We start from the raw sequence: 22,565 nt of genomic DNA, 5'->3' as shown, positions 1-22,565 counted from the left end.
TCCCCCCCGGTGTAGTCGAAGGGGATTTAGCTGTTATCGCATCTCTTATCTGTCAAACCAAGTATTTTCGCTCCAGATCTTGTTCATCGCGGCATTAAAATCTTCGGCTGCGTACTCGCCCGTCAATAAGTTCGCTCCTTGCGTCGACACTTCGGCAGAGGTTCTCGCATCTATCGAATTAAGAGCAAAGGATGCGATTTTATTAGGAATCGGATTATACCAGTCTACGAACTTCTGCATAAGCGGACTTCTGTTATTTGCTTGATTGCCGGTCTGCAAGGATATTGGCGCTCCCGTAGTTTCAAAGTATAACGCATCCGCCATGGCCAGAAATTCGGCAAGCTTGACGGCTTCTTCCGGATGCTCGGTTTTGCCGTTTACCGCATAGCCGTTAACCGGCGAGCCCCAGAACTGTACGGTCTGTGCAGGATCATACTTGTCGCTCGCGCTTGGGAACGGGAAGAAATCAACCGTTTCGTCTTTTGCCAGATTCGGCAGCTCCCAAGTAAACATCATTAGCATTGCCGCCTTTTTGGACGTAAACATCTCCATCGCCGGACCGTAATCCAAGTTGGCAATGCCGTCTGGGAACACGCCTTCCTTGACCATCGTCTCTATGCGGGCCGCTCCTTCCTTGACGGATGGATTGGCGAAGTCCGTTTTGTTGCTGACGAGGTCCGCCATCGCCTGCGGGTCCCCGATTTGAATCATTTGCTGAAGCATGAAGAGCTTCGGCCCCCATCCGTCCTTGCCTGGAGTCACCGCCGGAACCATGCCCTTGCTCTTGAGCGTCTTCGAGATTTGAATCAGCTCATCGAACGTAGTCGGCACCTTAACGCCCGCTTCCTCAAACATGTCTTTATGATAAAAGATGACTGGGGTGAAATACGTGTCGGCTCCGGAGGATAGGCTGTAAATTCCGTTATCGACATGCTTTAGCGCATCCGGCACCGCATATTTGTCCATAAAGCCGTCTTTGGAAATATAAGGCGTCAAATCCAGAATGCTGCCCGTGCTCTTCAGCGGGGTAAAGTAGCCCGCATCGCTCCAGAATACGTCGGGCATATCCCCGGACGAATTCAACGTTTTCAATTTGTTTGCCATATCCTCGCCGCCGCCGCCGGGCTCAAACTCGACTTCAAGATTGGGGAGCGCTGCGGCAATGTTAGGCTTGATGAATTTCTCCATAATGTTGTTTCGATTCTCGTCCGTCGTAATCGTTATGACTCTCATCTTGATTTTTTTGCCGTCCGTCGCCGCAGTCTCTTTTGTATCTTCCGTGCTTGCTGCCGAGGGCGACGGATTGTTGGACGGCTTATTGGCATTTGTGTTGTTCCCGCTGCTGCATGCCGATGAAACCAGTAGAGTACTTGCCATAAGGATCATGGCCGCTGCCTTTGACTTCGTTACCATTGTTTTACCTCCCCTATTTGTCGAAACGGATATCGGTTGAATCTAGCTGTTGAAAGCGTTGTCAATCTTAACCTTGTGCTAATTTTACGAATCTTCCTACATTTAGTACAGAGACTATTCTCGGGCCGGCAGTAAAATTAACGGCAAAAAAATAGACGATAGAGGTAAAGTTTTCACTTTCCCCGTACGCCTGCACGGAAGTATAGTCTATCGGATTTGATTCACGTATTTGCTAGGCGTGATTCCCATCTCCTTTTTGAAACATTTGCTGAAATAGTTGGCGTCCGCATACCCCACCCGGTTCGCTACGCTTTGGATAACCATCTCTCCCTGATCGAAGAGCTCTTTTGCTTTCATGATCCGAACTTCGGTCAGATAGTCATTGATCGTGAAGGTTGTTTCCTTTTTGAAAACGAAGCAAAGATGGTTGTAATTGACATGAACGCTTCTCGCGATATCTTCGATGCGCAATTCTTCGTTGCCGTAATGCCGCAAAATGTATGATTTAACCTCCTCTATGACTTTGACGGCTCTATTGGGCTTGCGGCTATGCACATGATTCATAGCCCTTAGAATCGTAGTACGTATCCAGTCTTCCAGTTCATTGAAAGTTTGCATCCGCTGAACGCGCTGTATCATATCGGGCTGCGTCGTATTCTGGAAGACATCTTCTAAGCTTTGCGATACTTCGGCCAAAAATTCAAGGCAGGTGGATACGATTTCGATCCCGGCGAGAAGAAGCATTTCCTTGGAAGCCTTTTGAACGCGAGCATCATGAAAAAAACGGGAGAGCCACTCTTCCGTCTCGGACAAATTTCCGACTCTCATGAACATCAGCAAGCCGCTTCTTTTTTCCACCGAGAACAATCCGACTTTCATACCGGTTTCCGCAAGCGAGGAATGAACAAACACCTGGTTGCCTCCCCGTACAAAACGTTGCTTCAAGGCGGCTAACGCTTCTTTGTAGGACACCGGAATGGACTCAAACGTATCGTAGCCATTCCCTAAACCGAGTGTTACCGTTCTGTCTAAATCGCTCTGTATGTTTAAACGAATCCGTTCGCAAATCGTTTCCAGGCCGTTGAACGAACCGTCAGGCGATCCTATTATCAGAACCAGACGCGCATCTTGATCGTGACAACCGAAGCACGGAAAGGCGCTTTGCATGTGGTGTTGAACCATTTCTTGAACCTTGGCTTTGCGGATCGGCCTACTCTCCTCAAGATTCCTCTCCTCGTTTGCATCCAGTTCGACGACAACCGCCCGATAGTGCAATCCTTCCAGCTTTATTCCCAATTCCCCTAATAGATCCTGCTCAGATCCGGAGATATCATGTCCGTTGCCTTGCAGCCAACCGTTTAACACTTGCTCTTTCCTGACAGACAAGCCTTCGCTTGCTTGCTTCCTTAAATCGTCCAACTCAAGCTCGCCCCGGCGCTCCGTTCGTATCAACTCCCTCATATCCAGCAAGCAGTTTTGGAGTTCCTCTTCGTTAATAGGCTTCAGCACGTAATTAAAAACGCCCAATTGCACGGCCTGTCTGGCATACGCGAATTCGCTGTGTCCCGACAACACTAGAAATTTTGTATTCCTGCCGAGTTCTTTGGCTTTATGTATAAACTCCAAACCATCCATGATCGGCATATTCATATCGACCAATACGACATCCGGTTCAACCTCGGGCATCATCTCCAGCGCTTCCGCCCCGTTTTTTGCTTCCCCCGCGATTTGAAAACCCAGCTCACTCCATGGCAGCGAAATTTTCAAAGCTTGCCTGAAATAATATTCGTCATCGACGATAAGCACTTTGTACATGTTCTTTCCTCCTGATCTATTCCATCCGAAGAGGCAGTACGATGATAACTTTCGTGTAAACGCCGTATTCGCTTTCGACTTTCAGTCCGTATCTGTCCCCGTACAGCATTCGGATTCGATTAGATACGCTTCTGATCCCAAAACCGCCGGCTTCATTGGGGAAGCCGGATCCTGCCATAATCGCCTGGGTTTGATCCTTGTGCATGCCAGCTCCGTTATCGTAAATTTCGATTTCCACATTGCTGCCGCAGCGCCTTCCTGTAATGCGAATGATTCCTTTTTCCCTTTTGAGTTTCAATCCGTGATAGATGGCATTCTCCACGATGGGCTGCAAAGTTAGCTTCGGGATCGAATAGGTCAAAATGTCATTGTCGACTTCCATCGTGTAAGCCATGTATTCCACGTAACGCAGCTGCTGGATTTCCAAATAGCTTTCCGTTAGGCGCATCTCTTCCCCTATCGAAATGATATCGTTGCCTTTGCTTAACGAGATCTTATAGAAATTCGCCATGTATTGGGCCGCTGTTATGGCTTGCTTCCCAAGGCCCAGCTTAATAAGCGAAATAATCGTTTCCACCGTATTGTACAAAAAATGAGGCTTCACTTGCGATTGCAGCAATTTAAATTCGATTTCGGCCTTTGTCCTTTGTTTCTCAACGTTCTCGGCCATTAGCGCCTCAATGCGATCCATTAAATTATTAAAGCCTTCGCTTAAATATCCGATCTCGTCCGTTGATTGGTACGAGCTTCTGACTTGCATCTTTCCCGTCCGGATTTCTCTCATTGTCTTGGCAAGCCGGAAGATGGGCCGAGTGATCGATCGGGATAACAGGAAGGACACCATTAATGCCAGCAGCAAGCATGCAGCCCCAATCCCGATAATCAATTGATTGATTTCCTTCCGCTCCGAAGTAATTTCATTCATGGGGATAGCGCTTACAATTGTCCATTTGAGCGGTTCAAAGCGATGGGTGAGTATCAGCATTTCTTGACTTCCGCTGCCTTGAGTGAAGCTTGCGTCTTTACCGTCTTCGGGAATACTGATGGAGGCGGCTTCCTTGAAATTTCGGTATAACATCGCTTTATTCTGCGCGGAAATAATACGCCCGTCGGAATCGACGATATAAAACTCCCCGCCCTTATTTTTCCCCTCTTCGTAAATCGAGGCAATGGTCGTTTCTTTCACGTACAAAAAAACTCGGCCGATCGTTTTTCCTGTATCTTTGTGAATAACCGTTTTGGAAACCGCAAATACGTTGTCTTCCCCTTCGTATAAGAATTTGAATTTGATCAAACCTGTCCAACTGGGCAAATAGGTCCGGTCATCCGCTCCATAACCATAACCGAATATACGGGAAGCATAGGCGTTGTCGGCAAAGCCGACGTCCACCCAATGTTGATTGGAGGTAAGAATGCTGACCGCTTTGATTTTTGTGTTAGGCTCCACAATATTGCTGATCGTCTCTGAAAGGGTTTTGTTCATCGAGAGGTTATTTAATCCTTCCACCGGTTTGCCCTCATTAACCTTGTTATTTATCAAATAATCGTTATAAAGCACGCTTTGCAATCGATAATCGCTGGCCAGAATTTTGGAATAATCTTCGATGGTGGATAATAAGGTTTGAAGGTTGTTTTTGATGAGCACAAGCTCTCGGGATGAGTTGTTAACGGCTTTCTCTATAATGGCCTTCTGCGAAATCGTGTTGGCAAAGATCGACTGGGTGGAAATAAATACGACAATGATTAAAATATTCGCAACGAATATTTTATTCTTAATGGAAATCCCGCCAATATACTTCGAGAACCCCTTCATCTCGCGATTACTTCCTTTCTCTTCAATACGACAAGAATGATGGTGAAAGGAACGATTAGGTAAGCGTCTTCTGAACAATATCGGACATATACTCATCGCTATTTCTAAATATCAAGCGACTATAATTGTAGGCACCGTTATTCCAAACGTTGAAATCATGGAAACCATCCTTTATCAAAATTTGATAGTAATGACCAAGATGATTCCTCGATTGTTCGAATAGACCTTCTATCGATTTTGCATAGCTGCCAATAGCTACACCATCGGCATCTCCACAGGTCATATATAGCAAATGAAGCTTATGATCGCATGATGCGAGACTTGCTCCAAGAACGTTGCCGTCACTCGATGTGGGAGCATTTGAAAAAGCTCCGACATAAGAGAACAAATCTAACATGCCTGATGCGAGCACCGTATTATCCAGTCCGTTGTTCCAGATACTCCTGGTTCCAGTAAAACGTGTCGAGTCATATCTGTAACCGCCTAGAGTCAGGTTCAGAGCTTGCATTCCCCCCATCGAAAGCCCGGCAATCGCTCGATGCCTGCGATTATATAGAATTCCCTCCGGTGACGTGTCTGTTATATTCGCGTAGGTTTTGTATTTGGATTCTATAAATGGAATCAAATCATATCTCAGCTCATAATCGAAGTAATAGAATCCCAGCATATTGGTACCTTCCGAAGTGAAGGAAGTATCCATCCAGTCATGCGCGCTTCTTCCGTTGGGAAAAACGATGATCAGCGGATCGATATCGCCGTTTGCAATAAGATTGTCGAATAGATTGCAAATAATAAATCGTCCGTCAACCTTACCATTGCTGCTTAACCACTCATAATGATCCCCGCCGACTCCATGAAGTAAATACAATACATTGTATCTGACGGCCGTGTCGTTCGGGTCATAGCCCGCTGGTAGGTAGACATTACATTTCTTCCATATGGAATCACCCGCAACGGTTTCTCTTCCCGCTTCACTTATAGCGATGTTCCGATCCGTTACAAGCTGTCGCGATAAATGAATATAGTTGCTTACCTCATAGGAAACCTCATGAATCGTCCCTTGAAGCTCTTCATTAACGGACCTCAAATACTCGGCAGGCACCGCCGTCACATTCCTATTTTTCATGGTCATTATCGTCCCTTCGGTCGCATTGTTATAGATCAATACTATCATGTCGATTAAGAGACATGTAACCTTACGAATTATATATCTAGCGGTTCAGCAGCCCGATTAAGGAGTCTTCCATGCAATATTGTTTTTTTTACATTGTGGCAAAAAAAAACCGCCTGCCGTCAGAGACAGTGGCCGGTTAATCTTTAACTATGTAGTTAGGAAACCAAGCAGCATCTCCGGCTTGCGCGTCGTAATGGCATCAACGCCTATCCGAATGAACCTTCTATCGAAGAACAGGAAGCTCCCTCGATGATTTTACTTTCGATGATTAAATGGTCAGGGTAATCGCCCTCATTGCTGCCGAGCTTATGCATAAGCAGCTTGACGGACTGTACTCCCAGCTCAGATGGCTGCAGATCCATACTTGTCAGTGGAGGCATTGTCCGATGCATCATCGAAAGATCACCGCAAATGACAAACAAGGAAATATCTTCGGGAATACGCAGGCCCAAATCTTTGATCGCGTTCATGGCGTTGAAGGCCGCCCGGTCGTCGTCCGCAATAATTGCCGTAACCTTCTCTCCGCTCTCCCGAATAACGCGGATCGTCTCCGCATAGCCGTAATGCAAATATTGATCCGATTGGATGCGCGGCTTGTAATGGTGCATGGCATCCCGAATGACGATGCGGTGCTTCGCCAGTGCTTCGCTAAACGCCTTCCTTCTCTCAATCGAGACGGTCATCCCTTCCGTAGCGTTCAGAAACATAAGATTTACATGTCCTCTGGCGATCAAGTAATCGCAAATGTCATGTACAATCTTCACGTTATCGTTGTTTACCGTTGGAGCTTCCTTTACCTGCGCATTAAAAATTTTGCCGACCGTGACAAAAGGTATGCCGTTCAGGTCGAGCAAGCGAATCCGCTCATCCTCCTCCGTTGGCCCAAGCACGATCGCGCCATCTATTGGATAACTGGCCAAAGAAGGAGTCTTCACCTGAAGCACCGGAAGCATATCGAGCAGCACTCTGTAGCCGAACCGGGAGGCCTCCAGCACGACGCCGTTAATAAATTGGTTGTGAAAGGCGCTGAAAAAGAAGTTGCCGTGCGGGATAGTTAGCCCGATCGCCATCGTCTTTTTCGTTACCAGGCTTCTCGCGATGTGATTCGGAACGTAATTCAGTTCCTTGGATGCCTTAAGCACTCTTTCCGTCACTTTCTTGCTGGTCGGCCTCTTCTGACTGAACACGTTGGAGACGGTTCCTTTGGATACGCCGGCAAGTCGCGCCACATCATCGATTTTCGCCATGGTTAGCTGCTTCTCCCTTTAAGCCTGAACCCGCTTCTTCAAAGCGAGTTCCTCATTCAAACGATCCGCAAGTTCCACGAGCGCAAGCGGCTGCTCGATCGTGTAATCCGGCCGCTCCGCGGGATCAAGCGATGTCTTCGGGTAACGCGAGGTCCAGTTCAGATGCACGCTTGTAATACCGACCTGATTGGCTCCCCTGACATCGCGCGACAAGTTGTTGCCGACCATAATAATCCGGCTCCTATCCTGCTCGCCAAGCTCCATCGCACCCATAGCTGCTCTGAACATGCGCGAACTTGGCTTCTCGACCTTCAACTGCTCGGAGTAGATTAATACTTCGAAGTAATCGTATAGGCCGTTTATCGTTAATAAATTTTTGAAAGATTGGGCCAAACCGTCGGCTACGATAGCAAGCCGGTAACCACGCTCCGCTAGAGTTCTAACCATCTCATCGGCTCCTGGAATGACTTTCCCCTCTATAACCGTGCCGTGCTCGTCGCGTACTTCCGTTCCTTCATCGATAATCGTATCTCCGCAATCAAGAAAAATAATAAGTTCTTTCAGATCATTGTTCAGCGCTTGTTCACCGTTCATGCCTTGCCCCCCTTAATGTTAATTGTTCTGCGTAATGGCATGCCGCCATATGGTTGTCTCCGATATCCCGCAATGCGGGTATTTCCTTCACGCATTTCTCCGTCTTGTATGCGCAGCGAGGATGAAAGTGGCAGCCGCTTGGCGGATTCGCCGGATTAGGCACCTCCCCCTCCAGGACGATCCTATCCTTCTTCAGATCCGGATCCGGCTGCGGCACGGCAGAGAGAAGCGCCTCGGTATACGGATGTCTAGGCTGCTTAAACATGGAGTCTACGCCAGCCATCTCCACCACCTTACCCAAATGCATAACCGCCACGCGGTCAGAAATGTTCTCGACGATCGACAGATCGTGCGAGATAAATATATAAGTGATTTTATATTGCTCCTGCAGATCCTTCAATAGATTAATGATTTGGGCTTGAATCGACACGTCCAGCGCGGATACCGCTTCATCGCAAACGATCAGCCTCGGCTGGGTAATTAGTGCCCGTGCAATGGCAATGCGCTGCCGCTGCCCGCCGGAGAAAGCATGCGGATAACGTTTAAGGTAGCTGACGTTTAAACCCGTTTTCTCCGCAATGGCCGACACTTTCCGCTCAACTTCGGATTTGGGCAGCTTGAAATTAGCGATCAGCGGCTCGGATATGATATCATACACGCTCATCCGCGGGCTTAGCGAGGAGTAAGGATCCTGGAAAATCATCTGAACGTCTTTCCTGAACTTCTTCGATTCGGCGCCCTTTAGTTTAAGAAAATCAACGGCACCTCCATCCTCCGTACGATAAACGACTTCGCCGGAAGAGGCATTCATCCCCCTTACGATACATCGGCCCAGCGTTGTCTTGCCGCACCCCGATTCGCCTACAATGCTCAGCGTCTCGCCCTCCTGCAGCTGAAAAGAAATATCCTGCAGCACGCGGACGAATTGCGGTTTGGCGAACAGTGCTTTCTTGGACTTCACTTTAAATTCTTTATTGAGATTTTTAATTTCCAATATCGGCCCCGTCATCGTCATTGCCCTCCCTGCTGTTCTGAATATAGGAAGCATCTGACTGTGTGGCTGCCCGAAATTTGCGTCACGGGCACGGACCGCATATTGCATATGCCTTCGATCCGGTCCTTGCAGCGTTCGTAGAAGCCGCACATCGGCGGCATATTGACCGGAACCGGAACCGAGCCCTCGATCGATTCCAGCCGTTTCGTCTTATTGCCGCCAAGTCTAGGCATCGAGCGCAAAAGTCCTTTCGTATAAGGGTGCTTCGGATTGCGAAAAATCTCCTTCATTGGCGCCTGCTCGACGATTTTACCGAGATACATAACGGCAACCTCGTCACACATTTCTGCGATGATGCCCAGATCATGCGTCACCAGCAGGATCGCCATCCCGAATTCCTGCTGCAGCCGCTTCATCAGCTCCAGCACCTGTGCTTGAATCGTCACATCAAGCGCTGTCGTCGGCTCGTCGGCGATCAGCAGCTCAGGGTTGCATGACAATGCCATTGAGATCATCGCCCGTTGGCGCATCCCACCTGAGAATTCATGCGGGTACTGGTCGAATCGCTTTTCCTGATCCGATATACCGACCTTGCTCAGCATTTCGAGCGTAATCTTCTTCGCTTCCTTTTTGTTCTTGGTCCGATGGATCAATATCGCTTCCATAATTTGATTTCCGATCGTGTACATCGGCGAGAAAGCCGTCATCGGCTCTTGGAAGATCATTGCGATCCTCCGCCCGCGAATCGAACGGATCTTACGGCCGTTTGGGTCCAGCGCAAGCAGATCCAGCGGTTCCTCCTTCGCCTCGGGTTCTATCGACGACGACCGGTAAGAGATCGTCCCGGACGTCTCGCATTCCTTCGGATTAATGCCGATAAGCGCCCGGCTCGTCAAGCTTTTGCCGCAGCCTGACTCGCCTACGAGACCTAATGTCTTGCCTCTGCGGATTTCGAAATCGACCCCGTCCACCGCATTCATCACTCCGTTATCCATTTGAATCCGAATTTTCAGGTCCCGAACACGGAGAAGTGGCATTTGTGGTTGAGCGGCTTCTGCTGTCATAGGTATCCCCTCGCTATAACCTTGTATTTTGACCTACCTTTTGTATGGATCCGCCGCGTCGCGCAGGCCGTCGCCCAAAAAGTTGAACGTCAAGACGGTGAGAATAACCGTACCGAGCGGAATGATTTTCCATGGATAAAGAGCAATATTATCGATCTTCTGGGCTTCTTGCAGCAGCACGCCCCAGCTGGTGGCGGGTGACCGAATGCCAAGCCCCAGGAAGCTCATGGCGGTCTCGGCCAGAATCATCCCGGGAATCGCCAGCGTCGTGGCTACGACCAGGTAGCTTATAAAGCCGGGCAGCAAATGCTTGGCGATAATTTTCGCGTCACTGACTCCGGCGATTTTGGCCGCAACGACGTAATCCTCATTTTTGAGAGAAATAAACTTGCCCCGTACGACCCGCGCTAGTCCCGTCCATTCAATAAACGCGAAGATGATAACGATATAGAAGTACATTCGGACGACTGGAATGCGTGGAGGAATCGCCGCGGACAGCGCCATCCATAACGGAAGCGTCGGGAAGGAGCGTATAATTTCGATAACCCGTTGAATGACGGCATCCAGCCAGCCTCCGAAATAGCCGGAAGCTCCGCCGATAATCAAGCCCAATACAAAGCTGATGCCAACCCCAACCAGAGGAATGCTTAACGATACCTGGCTTCCTAGCAAAATGCGGGAAAATAAGTCTCTTCCAAGCGAGTCCGTGCCGAGCAGAAAGAGACGACCGGGCTCCTCGACGCCGATTAGATGCGTGGAGGAAGGTATGAGGCCGAGAAACTTGTAGCGCTCCCCTTTAACAAATAACTGAAGAGGATACTTCTTCTTCGTGTCAGCCGTAAAAATTTTGCGCATTGTCTCCGGATCGCGCCCCGACTTCAGCCCGTATACGAATGGCCGAATATGGAACTTTCCTTCCGTATCGACGAATCGCAGCTTCATCGGCGAGGCGTTTACGTATTTACTGTCGTAGTTTTCCAGTCCGTAGGGGGCTAGAAATTGGGCGAATAACGCTCCCGCGTATAGGAGCGCAAGCACGATCAAGCTGATTCGGGCGAGCTTATGCTTCTTGAACCTTACGTACATCAGCCGCCATTGCGAGCTATAGTTCGCGTCCTTGTCCACAGCTGGCTCAGCGCCAGACTCTTGTCGTCTTCCGAATACCGGCAGTAGTTTCATAGTCTACGTTCCCCTGAATTCTGTACGGATTTTTGAATCCAGCCATGCGAGCAAAATGTCCGAAATCAATGTTCCGAGCACCGTCAAGAGAGCCATGAACAGCAGCCAAGTCCCCGCCAGATACATGTCCTGTCCAAGCAAGGCATTAAACATGACCGGCCCTTGAATCGGTAAATTAAGAACGATCGCCGTTATCGTGGATCCGGTGAAGATGGACGTAAGCGACCAGCCGAACGTGCTGACAATCGGGTTCAGAGCCGCCCTTGTCGGGTACTTGAACAATATCCTTCCCTCCGATAAGCCTTTCGCTCTTGCCGTAATGACGTTCGGCTTATTTAACTCATCCAGCATCTGGCCCCGCATAACACGAATCAAATCCGCCGTCCCAGACAACCCGATGACGATGACGGGTATGACCATATGCTTTGCCAGATCGAGAGCCTTGTCCATCGACCACGGCGCATTTACGTATTCGGCGGAGAACAAACCGAGCAGCGGGTCGCCAAACCAGGTGTAGGAGAGGAACATCAGAATGACGGCCATCAGAAAATGCGGCGTCGCCATTCCGAGAAAGCTCAGCCCGGAGAAGAAATAGTCGCCTACCGAATATTGCTTGACCGCGCAGTAGATTCCGATCGGAATAGCCACAAGATATTGGAAAGCCATTGTGACCAAGGATACGGTTAACGTCAGACCCATATATTGTTCAATCACGTCTAGCACAGGCTTGTTATAGTTAAAGGAGAACCCAAAGTCTCCGTACAATACAATGTCCTTCACCCAAATGAAGTACTGCTCGTAAACGGGACGGTCAAGACCCAGATCCGCCCGCATCGCATCCATATCTTCCTGCGTGAATACCTCTCCTGCAACTGAAGCCTCAGCCGCGTAATTGGATACGTAATCGCCGGGTGGCAGCTGTATGATATAGAACACGATAACGGAGATGAAAAACACGACCGGGATAGCCAGCAAAATACGCTTCAACGTATACTGTAGCACCTGTTATCCTCCCTTCCCTTTGACCAATCTTCGTTGCCAAAACGAATTGTCTTTAGAATGAACATGCTGCCACAAGAGAGAGCCACCGCTCCCCCTTGCGGCATGCATGCAAAATAAAGTTATGGATTCAAATAGAACTGCGCGGGGTGGGCCGCTCCAAGCGAACGGAACTCGTCAGCCCAGATCAGATCCTCCGGGATGTTGCCCATCTTGTTCGAAGCGGCGATCAAGGTTGGCGTCGGGCCGGCGTATCCGATCACCCATTGGTTTTTCATATGCAGCTTGACGATCTCGTCGCCGAGCCTGTTAATCTCTTCGGCAGTTCCAGCCGCCTTAATCTGATCCCAGTACTCTAGAATTTTGGCAATGTCGCCCTCCGGCTTCATGCCTTCCTTACCTCCCGATGAAACGTACAAGCCGTATTGTCCATACCACGGGGTCAAGACTCGAAGCGGCACAAGCGCGTCGGGACGGTATGCGACGTTCACAACGGAAATGTTCTCGATGCTCACCGGCACCTGATTCGAATATTTCAGCTCCTGCAGCGTCGCCTGATCAACGAGCTTCACGTTTGTCTTAATGCCCATATCCTCATAATACTTCTTGAGGAGTTCGGTGTAATTGGCGCTATCCTCCGAGGAATCCATAATGGTGAGGGTCACATCCTTGCCATCCGGGAACAACCGGAAGTCGTTCTTGTCGCGCTTCGTTAATCCAATCTCGTCGAGCAGCGAGTTCGCCCGCTCGGGGTCGAAGCTTGACCATTGGTCCGCCCAGCCTTCCTGGTAGCCGACAAGCCCTTCCTGAACGGAGGCCTGGATTGGATCGGCGATGCCATTCGTCACAATTTCCGTAATTTCAGTGCGGTTAACCCCAATTGAAAGAGCTTCCCTAAAGCGGATATCCTGGAACAATTTACGAAGATTTGGATCATCGATAGTTTGGTTGAGCTGGATACCCGAAGTCATCCAAGCCGGCTGTTGCCAAGTGATGACACGGAAATCACCCTTCTTCTCGTTTTCCTTCAGTACGGTGAAATCCTGCGCTCCGAACGTGGATAAGTTAAAGTCGCCCGCCAGCGTGCCAAGAACCCGTTGGCTCGGATCTTGAATTTTCGTTGCGACGATTCGGTCCATGTAGGGCAGCTGATTGCCTTCCTTGTCTGTTTTCCAATAGTACGGGTTCCGCTCCATGATGAACTGGTCGCTGTTCGGATCGTTCTTGGCCACCCACGGCCGGAGCGTTGGGATCTGCGGGTAAAGCCAGTAATAATAACCGGTTTCCTTCAGGAAAGCGGTCGTATCCTCGAAGCCCCATTGCTTGGCGATCTCCAGTGCTTTGTCCTCGCCGACAAACTCGGGCAGGATTGTCTTGTGGAAATGGGCCGGCGCGAAAAACCACTTGTTGTCGATCGCGACACGTTCAAGAAACTGTACGCTCGGGTACTTGTGAACAACCTTGAACGTGTAATCGTCCACCTTCGTTACCGTGGCCAGAGCCTTATCTCCCGTAACCGGATCAACCGAGTAATAGGCATCATAAATCGCCTTGCCGAAGGTTTCCTTTGTCAACATGTGCTCCCAATAGAACAACACGTCGTCCGCTGTAAAAGGTACTCCGTCGGACCATTTCATACCTTCTCTAAGATGAATGATAAATTCGGTCGAATCTTTGTTGACCTCATAGCTTTTGGCTACGTTCGGTTCTACGCCGCTGCCATCCTTGTTGAAACGGAAAAGCGCCTCCTCCGTCGGCTGTCCGACGGACCACTTGTCGCCAGGACCCGTCCAGGCCATCGTCCAATCGCCGCCATACCGTCCGATTTCGTTGACCACGGGCTCTACCATGACGTCTGCTTGGACTGGGAGGCGTTCCGCCAGCGGAGGGAGCGTACCGTCTGCTGCGAGCTTGGCGAGCATTGGCGCTTCCTTGGCTGCTGTCGTGCCCGCCCCACCGCCTCCTCCTTTGTCTTCCTCCTTGTTCGTACCCTTATTGTCGTTGCTTGGCTCTCCGGCCGAGTTCGACGGCGCCGGTGAATTATTGTTATTTGTGCACCCTGCCGAAATAATAGAAAGGATGACTAATAGAACAGCTAGAAGCTTCCGCTGTCTCCTCAAATGAACCCCTCCATTCGTGAACTTTGCTTGTATCGACTATGCTGCGCTCCCCTTCTTTCTTGCTATGAACCGATTCTTGGCTGCCAGTAAGACCTCAAAGCTCACCTCCGATATATTAATTTTTTGTAAATTGTATGCGCTCTATTTGAAAGAATGTCATCTTTTAAAGCGGTTTAAAATATGAATCCAAAAAAAATATAAAGCGCTTCACCAACCATTATCATTCATGGCAATAAAAATGAGCCAACCATTGTGATGTCACAACGATTGGCTCATTCCATAGAGGTTCATTTTATAGATTTCTCAAAACGTACTAAGTCGTAGTTCATAAAAATACTGCACACTTGGATGCTTTAGCTTTATTGTATCCTTCATGTTTACAATCCGTTTTTTGCCAACTCGCCTGTCAATCAACGCCAAAATATTTAACAAGATATTATTGCTCTCTAGGCTTTCCTCTATTGAAGAGGCTAGAAACTTAGTAGCTTCAACCGTAAAATTGGATTTACTTAAAGTTGACTGCGCTGAAATAAGCTCCTTTGCAAGTTCAGATATTTTTCTGCCTCTAGCCATTATTTTTAAACGATCCTCCGGAATCGGTCCCTTGGCACCTTTTCTGACCGCTTCAATTTCTTCAGTGGTAATAGGAATATAGAGATCTGGATCATTCTTAATTTCCATCTCCGTTTGATACCATCTGATTAATGTTGTTGCATCACTCATATTAAGTACGTTCTTTTTGTCTACTGCAATATAGCAATGACCTGCTTTATCGGGTGAATAACGGTAGCTGGTTGCCGTAAATTCGACCCTCCCTATTAATGCAGGACAGAGAAAACTCTCCAGTTGTTGCTTCAATTTGCTCCAGGACATGTAATCCTCCAATGTTGTATAAGAATAATACCTACTAAGGCAGTCATTCTATTATATCCTTTTTACAACAACAAACACATCGGTTATACGAAGAACAAGAATGTATGCCTAGGGCAACTTGACTAACCGTAATTCTCTTCTCCTCTGCGAGCATACTAATTCGATTGATTTTTTCCCGATTGGAATCCAATCGATAAATAGCTGCTACGCTGTCATTGTCCAAGGAGAGCCTGCCTTCATCAAGCTTGGTGAATAATCCTTGCGCTTGTGAAGAATATGGAATGGAAGTTAGATCTGTGTCGCAATGCAACTGATAATTCCAATTATAACGAGATCTATTTCCGCTATCCAACAGTGTATCGGTTTTGTACTGCGCAGGTTTAAATTGTGTTCCTTCGGTTATGCTGATCGAATACTAATTACTTGTTCCATCTATTAATAGGAGATACGCTGATTATGGATGTAATGAATGATCCGCTGGTCAAAAAAGCCTTTACGAGCCCTAGGCTGAGGCAAAATATTTTAAACAAAGGAACGATGTTTCTTTATTGCGATTACTCCGGCTTTGCTTCGCGCAACGTTTACGGTGTAGCTTGTTGTATGGTGTTTAATCGAGTGGTAAGCATAACAGCCAAGAAACTGCCGATTACACGGGATCAAGGTTCGAACTACGGCGAATTATTGGCGATCATTCTGAGTCTAGAAACACTTGCTGCAGCATTAGTGGAACATCAGCCAAAAATCGCAGTCATTTTTACCGACTGTATCCGCATTTCGCATCTCTTAAATCAAGAACGATTTTCGCAGCATGCTGCAAAACAAGGAAGAGATGAACTATTAACGGTTCTAGACAATCTCAAACGTATGTATCCCGAGGTTGACATTCAGATCAAATATATTAGTAAACATAAGAAAAACAACCACTTGCATAGACTGGCTCACAATACGGCTAGGGAAACTGCCTTAAAAACCTGATTATCATTATTTTGGAGGAAAGTATGATGAAAAAATCGGTTGTACAAAGACAATTGCAGGCTTATAACGATAAAAATATCGACTTATTCATGGAATGCTACAGCGAAGATGTTAAGATCTATGATTTTCCTCATACACTCACCTTGGAAGGTCAAGAGGCTATGAGAGCTCGTTATCAAAAGCTATTCGAAACATACCCTAATATGATCGCTACTGTTGATAAGAGAATTTTTCATGGAAAATATGCTATAGACCATGAAACAATAACTGGTAGATTAGAAAGTGGCGCTTTGGAAGCCGTTGCCATGTATGAAATAGAAGAGGATATCATTACGAAGGTTTGGTTTCTTAAAGATAATGTATAATTTTAAGTTACTTTTCACCTTTCTAATCGAGCAAAAAAGGCCGCTCCTCTTGGAGCGGCCACACCTTGTACTAGAGCTTTGAAGGATCCACGATCGCCCAGAATGCAGGCTTGGCCTGCAGCTGCTTGTCAAACAGAAGCGGCGCTTCGGTCCGAGTAACTGGAAACGTGCTTAACCAGGTATGATCGTCAGCGATCCCCCAGAAAACAACAGCACTAACCAGCCCTGCGTTGGATTTTAATGCTTCAAACAATTCCCGGTATCGCTGTGCCTGCTTCTGAAGAATGTCTTCCGGTACGACAGCTCCGAGATCGGAACGGTCATTCCAGTTATAGAGGCTCATATCTAGCTCGGTAATCTGGTTATCGAGTCCCAGCTCCTTAAATTTCTTCATAGAATCAATAATATTCATAACTGACGGGTTATAAATGCTAATATGGGTTTGATGACCAACACCGTCTATCGGTACGCCTTTATCCAGCATCTCTTTCACCAGGTCATACAGTCGGTCCCGTTTTTTAGGATCATCGGTTCCATAATCATTAATATACAGCTTAATTCCAGGACCACCCGCTTCCCTTGCAGCCCGGAAGGCTGTCGCAATATAGTCGGTTCCCGTTATTTTATACCAGTTGCTGTTCCGCATGCCGTCTGGATCCGCAGGCTCAATCACTTCATTTACGACATCCCAATATGGAATATCATCCTTATAGCGACTAACAATGGCCTGGATATGAGCGTCCAGGCGGTCCAGCAGAAGTTTCTTATTGGCTTCACGCTTCTTGGCATCTGTCTCATCTACCATCGCATTGCCGTCTGTGTCCAAGAAAAACCAGTCCGGTACCTGACTGTGCCATACAAGGGTATGGAAGCGGACAGCCATGCCGTTCTCCTTAGCGAAAGCGACTATCTGATCCGCCTGATCCCATTTAAATTGCCCTTCTGTCGGCTGGATTGAAGCCGGCTTCATCGCATTTTCAGCGACTAGCATATTCACTTGCTTCTTCATCAGTTCTGCCGATAATCCGCTCATCTGATTTGGCTCCAGGGCAGCTCCAATGGCAAAATCATTCTTAAAGGTTTTCGCCAGCGACGGTATATCCATCTGAACGGAAGGCGCTGCGACTTCCGCCGGCTGCTTCGACGGCTCTGTACTGCGTTTCGGTTCTTGTGGAGTTGCGGAATTTGTTTGTTCCGTTGATACAGGAGCCTCAGCAGTCTGATCGGTTTCTCCGGATTTATTCAACGCTAGTACTAGTAGGATTACCGCGAGGAGAGTCGCTGAGAAAATAATAGCAAAAAAGATTTTCTTACGTACTCGAAGCATAAGAAACCCGCTTTCTTCTTGTGAAATAAGAAACACCTAGTGAGAATGCTGTGTCCAGCCATTTCCCACCAGGTGTATCGCCGACCCTATTACCCAACAAGTCCTGTCCGCTCGATACTTTCGACGAAGTATCGCTGCACGAACAGATACATAATGATAAGAGGCAGAATAGCAAGCAGAATGCCTGTATCCTGTACCATACTTAAGTAGAATGGATCCTTCGCTGATGCGTCATTTCCAAGTACGATAGACAGATTATAAGGCAAGGACGATAGCTGTGTTGACATGACGTTGCTCGAGGTGAGATAGGTTGTCGTAAAAAAACTGTCATTCCACTGCCAGACAAACGAGAAGAGCAGTACCGTAATAATGGAAGGAATCGCGTTAGGAAGCATAATCCGCAGGAACGTCTGACCAACACTTGCTCCATCCATATAAGCTGCTTCTTCGACTTCCCGCGGAATGCCTCGAAAGAACTGCCGGAAAATAAAAATATATAATCCAGCTTTCAGGGAATTTGCTGTTATGGCGGTTAAGATAAACGGCCAATAGGAGTTCAGCAAATTGACAGGTTTTCCGGTAATAAGAGGGATAAGCCCCATCAGACTGAAGTCTTTCAGATTCAGGTACATCGGAATAAGTATCGTTGTAGGTGGCACCATGATCGTTAGAATAACACCGGCAAACAACAGGTTGCTGCCTTTAAATTTCAATCTAGCAAAAGCATATCCCGCTAGCGCGCAAGAGAGTGCCGTCAGAATTGTCGTTGTAGCTGAAAGCGTGAATGTATTCAGAAGCGTCTTCCAGTAATCCATAATTGAGATCGCATTCTTAAAGTTCTCAAGCGAATAATGCTCGGGAATCCATACGACAATAGGTGAATATAGATCCGTTTTTGCTTTTATCGCAGTAGATATTTTCTGAATGATCGGGTATAAAATAACAAACGAAAGTCCGGCAATCAGGACTAGTCGAACGAACGACCAAAGCCAGCGCTTCCAGCTTTCAAATGATAACAATCGGGCCATAATCAACGAGCTCACCTTCTTTCTATTCCTGGTAGAAGACCTTCCTCGAAACGATATAGGAACTAATCAGCAGAATCAGCATAATTGACACGAAATAAAGCCAAGCCATTGCCGAACTAAGTCCAAAGTCAAAGTTAGTAAACCCCGTCTCTTTAATGAGATCCGTCATCTCGTTCCTGGAGAAGGAATCAATAATGGTATAGATCATATTAACTAGGATAAGAGGGCTGACCATCGGGAAAGTAATCTTCCAGAACGCCTCGTAGCCTGTTGCCCCTTCCATCTTGGAAGCTTCATACAACTGCGGGGAGATAGTCTGAATGCCTGCCAGGAAGATCAGAATCTGTACACCCGATTGGCTGACAATCTGGTAGATTCTTTCTACCGCACTAGTCAAATAATTAACAATGCTCTCACTTACTCCTGCATCCAGCATTAGTCCCGCCAGCTCATATGCGCCTAAAGCATGAATAGCACCGCCGGAGCCTTGGTTCTGATCGTTAACCGCTTGAACCAGGCTTGATGTCTCCAGCGTCATAATCACACCGGAAGCTAGAATAACAGGCAGGAAAAAGATCGAACGCGCAATGGAACGGCCAATAAACTTCTGATTAAGCAGAACAGCCAGGAACAAGCTGAATATTACAATTAACGGGACATTAACAACCATGTTAATGATGGACTCAGTCAGCGTACGGTTAAAGCTTGTGTTCACGGTCAGAGCATTGATATAGTTCTCAAAGCCGATGAAACTGATTTTCATACCGGATGAATTTGCTTCAATCTTGCTAAGACTATATCGGAAAGAGTTGACCAGCGGAATAATAAAGAAGAAGATGAACCCTAGCAGCCAAGGCAATACAAACAGAAATCCGAGCAGCGCCTTTTGCTCTGCATAGGTTCTATTCTTCATGCCGAGCTTTGATATCAGTTTCAAGATTGGCCACCACCCGTCATGTAGCTTTCAGCTTCAATGGTCTTGCCTTCTATCGTCACTTGTGAGCGGTTATAGTTAACAATGACATACATACCATTTCCATACACCGTCTTATAGACGCCTTGCTGCAGCTTCTCATGTCCTGTAATCGGCTCGTGCTGGACACTCTTCAGAACCTTGTTCACTTCTTGATACATGGCTGCAGCTTTATCAATCCACAGCTTGTAGTTCACCGCGAACAGCTCATTATGATTGGTGTCCTTCACCGAATAATTCGGCTCATAGATCCATTCAAAATACACATTAGCGCCATACTCCAGACACTGCAGAATATATTGCTTCTCATTGGTATAATTGGACAGGTTATAAGGAGCTCCCGTATAATCCACAAATCCGCGGACAACCATCTGATAGAACGGGATTTGCTCATCCTCCAGCTTAAAGCCGCTGTTGCCCATCGGAGCATCCGTAAGGTCAGATAAGTAGGAAAGCGCATACGCATTCCCGCCGTTACCCATCACCTGCAAATTCCCATCCTGCAGCTTTGCTAGTGCCGCCTTGGATATCTCCTCGGACTCTGTTCTGTCGATCTGATCATGCTTCCGGTAATCACTGTTCAATTGATCGGCAAGGTCCCTGAGCGAAATGCCATCCGTATTAAATTTACTGATAGCTTTCAAAGTTGAATCTACATAGCTCTCAACAAGCCGAGGCGAAACGATATAAGATGGAGATTTGTTAATATCTCGCCGATTTAAAGCCAAGTCTACTGGATAAATCGCTGCAGGGTTTCCTCTTAGCGTTCTTGAAGCCGATTTGGATTCATCAAAATTCGCACCGGTATTTGCTGTCAGAAGCGCTACGTCTGGATAAAGCGTAACCCCGTTGCCTGCAGCAAACGATGCTAAGTCCTTCAGTCCTTTGCTTCCACCAATCTCGTTGTCTACCGAAATAGATTTGGGCACTTTATGATCAAGTCCCCCGTTAAACCATCCGGCATACTTCAGTTTAATATTATGAATATCCAATTGCTTCATCTGATTGATAATCGCTTTAGCTTCACTGAAGGTAGTCAATGTCTCGAGCGCACGATACGGAATGCCCATAAAATGCTTTTTATCCGTAATACTTCCGTCCAGTTGGAGGTAGAATGGAATGTTATCCTCAACTGCAGCTTTCTCTCGAACAGGCAAAGCTTTGTTATTGACCAGGTAATCTTTGTAATAGCTGGCCATTCCCTGATAGGTAGCATCTTTCCCGTTCAGGAAGGCATATCGGACAACAAAATCAGATTTCATCGGATTTTCCTGAAACTTCGGAAGAGAACGCTGCTGACCGTTGGCATCCAATGTTACCTCGCCTTTATTGACGACATTAAAGCTTGGGTAAACGTAGTTATAGCTGTTTAGCCTGCCGCTAATATCCGCATTAATCGTTGCAACTGACTCCCCTTGCTCAATAATGCCAAGGAAAGCGCTGTTCTCACGGATGATACCGAATACCGGAAGTCTGACTGCCTCTTCTCTTGCAGCATCTTCTGTTCTTGCCATTGTTTTGTCTTGACCATAGACAAGCTGCTGATAAGAAGGGTATCTGGTTTTTCCGCTGTTAAAGTTAATAAGTGCACCTGAGCCGTCAGGAACAAGCATCGTTCCTTTCTCGTCTGTCCCGCCTGCTCCAAAGAAATTAAGGAAGGATACACTGTTTACCGGATACTCTTTGGGATAGTGAATACCTTCTACTGGGACGGAAGCAACCAGACTGTTGCCGTCCAAGGTGTACTCAATTGTGGCTTCGAATATTCTCGGGGCTGTTTTCTCCTGAGAGAAGTGAAGCTCCTCCATATCTTTCTTCAGATCTTCCTCTGAATAACCAGCGGCTTCGATCGCTTTTAGTGCCCGGTCGAGCTGAAGCCCGTTTAACGCGCTGTCATTTCGTTCATATGCCGTCTGTTCCTTATTTTCTTTATAGGCGATTTTGAGCGCACGTTGTCCGGTTTTGTCCAGCTTCTTGTTTAATGCCTCAAACCGCTCAGTAGTCATCATCTTGGGCATATCTTCAAGCGTTTTCTCCGCCTTGCCGAATTGATAGGTAACGCTGAGACCATTCGGAAGTTTCTCCATGTTGATCTGTTTGTTAACTACGCTGTCCGAATAGGAATTAATCGAGTTAAGCTGACCGAAATTATTGTAGAAGTCCAGCTTGATCTGGGCTGATAATAAGTCCTTATTCACCCCGGCAGCAAGGGTATCCCCGTTGCTGCCGGGCGGGTTGCTGCGCCAAACATCTCCGCTTTGCTTATTAAGAACAGCGATAGCACCAGTCTGATCATCTGCAAATAACCGAAGATGATCATTCTCGGCCACCCCTTTCATGTCGGCAAAACGGGGATCAGTGAAGGTCGCGCTCAAAGCCTTTCCCTGCGTAAACGCCATTGCGGCTTGCTCGGCTTCTCCCGCCTGTTTGCCCGATGTGGAATCCGAGCATCCGGCAAGCATGATCCCAACCAGACAGCATGCGGTCAGCAGGGCCATTCTGGCCTTATTCATCTTCTTGCCTCCTCAAAAGAATTGTGAAGCAATTCTTGCTTCGTAAGCATATGCTTCAAATGAATGATCACCCAAATGGCCAGCTTTAGGCCATTGTGA

General features: G+C 47.4%; 18 protein-coding genes. 2 read left to right on the top strand and 16 right to left on the bottom strand.

The window, feature by feature from the left end; genetic code table 11:
- Nucleotides 1-45: 45 nt before the first annotated feature.
- The 12 genes from AC0YNT_RS27530 to AC0YNT_RS27475 all read right to left on the bottom strand — a co-directional run bounded on the left by AC0YNT_RS27530 (nt 46) and on the right by AC0YNT_RS27475 (nt 15,285).
- A complete protein-coding gene (locus AC0YNT_RS27530) occupies nt 46-1,413 on the bottom strand; it encodes an ABC transporter substrate-binding protein (RefSeq protein ID WP_475807489.1) in 1,368 nt (455 codons plus the stop codon).
- A 207-nt stretch (nt 1,414-1,620) separates the two neighbouring features.
- On the bottom strand, nt 1,621-3,228 hold the full coding sequence (locus tag AC0YNT_RS27525) for a response regulator (protein WP_475807488.1): 1,608 nt from the start codon (nt 3,226-3,228) through the stop codon (nt 1,621-1,623).
- A gap of 16 nt (nt 3,229-3,244) precedes the next feature.
- Nucleotides 3,245-5,041: a cache domain-containing sensor histidine kinase gene (locus tag AC0YNT_RS27520; protein ID WP_475807487.1), complete on the bottom strand. Its 1,797-nt coding sequence runs from the start codon at nt 5,039-5,041 to the stop codon at nt 3,245-3,247.
- A gap of 55 nt (nt 5,042-5,096) precedes the next feature.
- Nucleotides 5,097-6,167 (bottom strand): alpha/beta hydrolase, encoded by a 1,071-nt coding sequence (locus AC0YNT_RS27515; protein WP_475807486.1) that lies wholly within the window; start codon nt 6,165-6,167, stop codon nt 5,097-5,099.
- A 254-nt stretch (nt 6,168-6,421) separates the two neighbouring features.
- Entirely contained in the window at nt 6,422-7,462 is a 1,041-nt protein-coding gene (locus AC0YNT_RS27510) for a LacI family DNA-binding transcriptional regulator (RefSeq protein ID WP_475807485.1), read from the bottom strand.
- A gap of 18 nt (nt 7,463-7,480) precedes the next feature.
- On the bottom strand, nt 7,481-8,056 hold the full coding sequence (locus AC0YNT_RS27505) for an HAD family hydrolase (protein WP_475807484.1): 576 nt from the start codon (nt 8,054-8,056) through the stop codon (nt 7,481-7,483).
- Nucleotides 8,046-9,065, bottom strand: coding sequence for an ABC transporter ATP-binding protein (locus AC0YNT_RS27500; protein ID WP_475807483.1), 1,020 nt, complete (start codon nt 9,063-9,065; stop codon nt 8,046-8,048). Before AC0YNT_RS27500 ends, AC0YNT_RS27505 begins: the two co-directional genes overlap by 11 nt.
- 2 nt (nt 9,066-9,067) lie before the next feature.
- Nucleotides 9,068-10,114 (bottom strand): ABC transporter ATP-binding protein, encoded by a 1,047-nt coding sequence (locus tag AC0YNT_RS27495; protein ID WP_475807482.1) that lies wholly within the window; start codon nt 10,112-10,114, stop codon nt 9,068-9,070.
- Nucleotides 10,115-10,147: 33 nt separating this feature from the next.
- Nucleotides 10,148-11,293 carry an ABC transporter permease gene (locus tag AC0YNT_RS27490; protein ID WP_475807481.1) on the bottom strand — a complete coding sequence of 382 codons (1,146 nt, stop codon included), beginning with the start codon at nt 11,291-11,293 and terminating at the stop codon, nt 10,148-10,150.
- A 3-nt stretch (nt 11,294-11,296) separates the two neighbouring features.
- Nucleotides 11,297-12,295 (bottom strand): ABC transporter permease, encoded by a 999-nt coding sequence (locus AC0YNT_RS27485; protein WP_475807480.1) that lies wholly within the window; start codon nt 12,293-12,295, stop codon nt 11,297-11,299.
- 119 nt (nt 12,296-12,414) lie between these two features.
- Nucleotides 12,415-14,412 (bottom strand): ABC transporter substrate-binding protein, encoded by a 1,998-nt coding sequence (locus AC0YNT_RS27480; RefSeq protein ID WP_475807479.1) that lies wholly within the window; start codon nt 14,410-14,412, stop codon nt 12,415-12,417.
- Between the two features lie 303 nt (nt 14,413-14,715).
- Nucleotides 14,716-15,285, bottom strand: coding sequence for an SF0329 family protein (locus tag AC0YNT_RS27475; RefSeq protein WP_475807478.1), 570 nt, complete (start codon nt 15,283-15,285; stop codon nt 14,716-14,718).
- 456 nt (nt 15,286-15,741) lie between these two features.
- On the opposite strand from AC0YNT_RS27475, the gene AC0YNT_RS27470 reads away from it, so the two are divergent.
- Entirely contained in the window at nt 15,742-16,260 is a 519-nt protein-coding gene (locus AC0YNT_RS27470) for an RNase H family protein (RefSeq protein ID WP_475807477.1), read from the top strand.
- Between the two features lie 23 nt (nt 16,261-16,283).
- Entirely contained in the window at nt 16,284-16,625 is a 342-nt protein-coding gene (locus tag AC0YNT_RS27465; protein ID WP_475807476.1) for a nuclear transport factor 2 family protein, read from the top strand.
- A 70-nt stretch (nt 16,626-16,695) separates the two neighbouring features.
- Here the strand turns inward: AC0YNT_RS27465 and AC0YNT_RS27460 are convergent, their stop codons facing one another.
- The 4 genes from AC0YNT_RS27460 to AC0YNT_RS27445 all read right to left on the bottom strand — a co-directional run bounded on the left by AC0YNT_RS27460 (nt 16,696) and on the right by AC0YNT_RS27445 (nt 22,466).
- A complete protein-coding gene (locus AC0YNT_RS27460) occupies nt 16,696-17,952 on the bottom strand; it encodes an endo-1,4-beta-xylanase (protein WP_475807475.1) in 1,257 nt (418 codons plus the stop codon).
- A gap of 89 nt (nt 17,953-18,041) precedes the next feature.
- The gene (locus AC0YNT_RS27455; protein WP_475807474.1) at nt 18,042-18,980 is read right to left on the bottom strand and encodes a carbohydrate ABC transporter permease; all 939 of its coding nucleotides are present in this window, start codon (nt 18,978-18,980) and stop codon (nt 18,042-18,044) included.
- 22 nt (nt 18,981-19,002) lie between these two features.
- Nucleotides 19,003-19,917, bottom strand: a complete 915-nt coding sequence (locus AC0YNT_RS27450; RefSeq protein ID WP_475807473.1) for a carbohydrate ABC transporter permease — start codon at nt 19,915-19,917, stop codon at nt 19,003-19,005.
- On the bottom strand, nt 19,914-22,466 hold the full coding sequence (locus tag AC0YNT_RS27445; protein ID WP_475807472.1) for a DUF5696 domain-containing protein: 2,553 nt from the start codon (nt 22,464-22,466) through the stop codon (nt 19,914-19,916). The genes AC0YNT_RS27450 and AC0YNT_RS27445 overlap by 4 nt, the downstream gene beginning before the upstream one ends.
- Between the last annotated feature and the right edge of the window lie 99 nt (nt 22,467-22,565).

The sequence above is a fragment of the Paenibacillus sp. J22R56 genome (genome assembly GCF_056269375.1).
Note: the sequence above shows the minus strand (reverse complement) of the source record. Positions and strands in the feature narration are given on the sequence as shown.

Bases quoted from the DNA above. Each gene is read 5' to 3' on its own strand.
- AC0YNT_RS27530 (WP_475807489.1), bottom strand. From the start codon at position 1,413: ATGGTAACGAAGTCAAAGGCAGCGGCCATGATCCTTATGGCAAGTACT.
- AC0YNT_RS27525 (WP_475807488.1), bottom strand. From the start codon at position 3,228: ATGTACAAAGTGCTTATCGTCGATGACGAATATTATTTCAGGCAAGCT.
- AC0YNT_RS27520 (WP_475807487.1), bottom strand. From the start codon at position 5,041: ATGAAGGGGTTCTCGAAGTATATTGGCGGGATTTCCATTAAGAATAAA.
- AC0YNT_RS27515 (WP_475807486.1), bottom strand. From the start codon at position 6,167: ATGAAAAATAGGAATGTGACGGCGGTGCCTGCCGAGTATTTGAGGTCC.
- AC0YNT_RS27510 (WP_475807485.1), bottom strand. From the start codon at position 7,462: ATGGCGAAAATCGATGATGTGGCGCGACTTGCCGGCGTATCCAAAGGA.
- AC0YNT_RS27505 (WP_475807484.1), bottom strand. From the start codon at position 8,056: ATGAACGGTGAACAAGCGCTGAACAATGATCTGAAAGAACTTATTATT.
- AC0YNT_RS27500 (WP_475807483.1), bottom strand. From the start codon at position 9,065: ATGACGGGGCCGATATTGGAAATTAAAAATCTCAATAAAGAATTTAAA.
- AC0YNT_RS27495 (WP_475807482.1), bottom strand. From the start codon at position 10,114: ATGACAGCAGAAGCCGCTCAACCACAAATGCCACTTCTCCGTGTTCGG.
- AC0YNT_RS27490 (WP_475807481.1), bottom strand. From the start codon at position 11,293: ATGAAACTACTGCCGGTATTCGGAAGACGACAAGAGTCTGGCGCTGAG.
- AC0YNT_RS27475 (WP_475807478.1), bottom strand. From the start codon at position 15,285: ATGTCCTGGAGCAAATTGAAGCAACAACTGGAGAGTTTTCTCTGTCCT.
- AC0YNT_RS27470 (WP_475807477.1), top strand. From the start codon at position 15,742: ATGGATGTAATGAATGATCCGCTGGTCAAAAAAGCCTTTACGAGCCCT.
- AC0YNT_RS27465 (WP_475807476.1), top strand. From the start codon at position 16,284: ATGATGAAAAAATCGGTTGTACAAAGACAATTGCAGGCTTATAACGAT.
- AC0YNT_RS27460 (WP_475807475.1), bottom strand. From the start codon at position 17,952: ATGCTTCGAGTACGTAAGAAAATCTTTTTTGCTATTATTTTCTCAGCG.
- AC0YNT_RS27455 (WP_475807474.1), bottom strand. From the start codon at position 18,980: ATGGCCCGATTGTTATCATTTGAAAGCTGGAAGCGCTGGCTTTGGTCG.
- AC0YNT_RS27445 (WP_475807472.1), bottom strand. From the start codon at position 22,466: ATGAATAAGGCCAGAATGGCCCTGCTGACCGCATGCTGTCTGGTTGGG.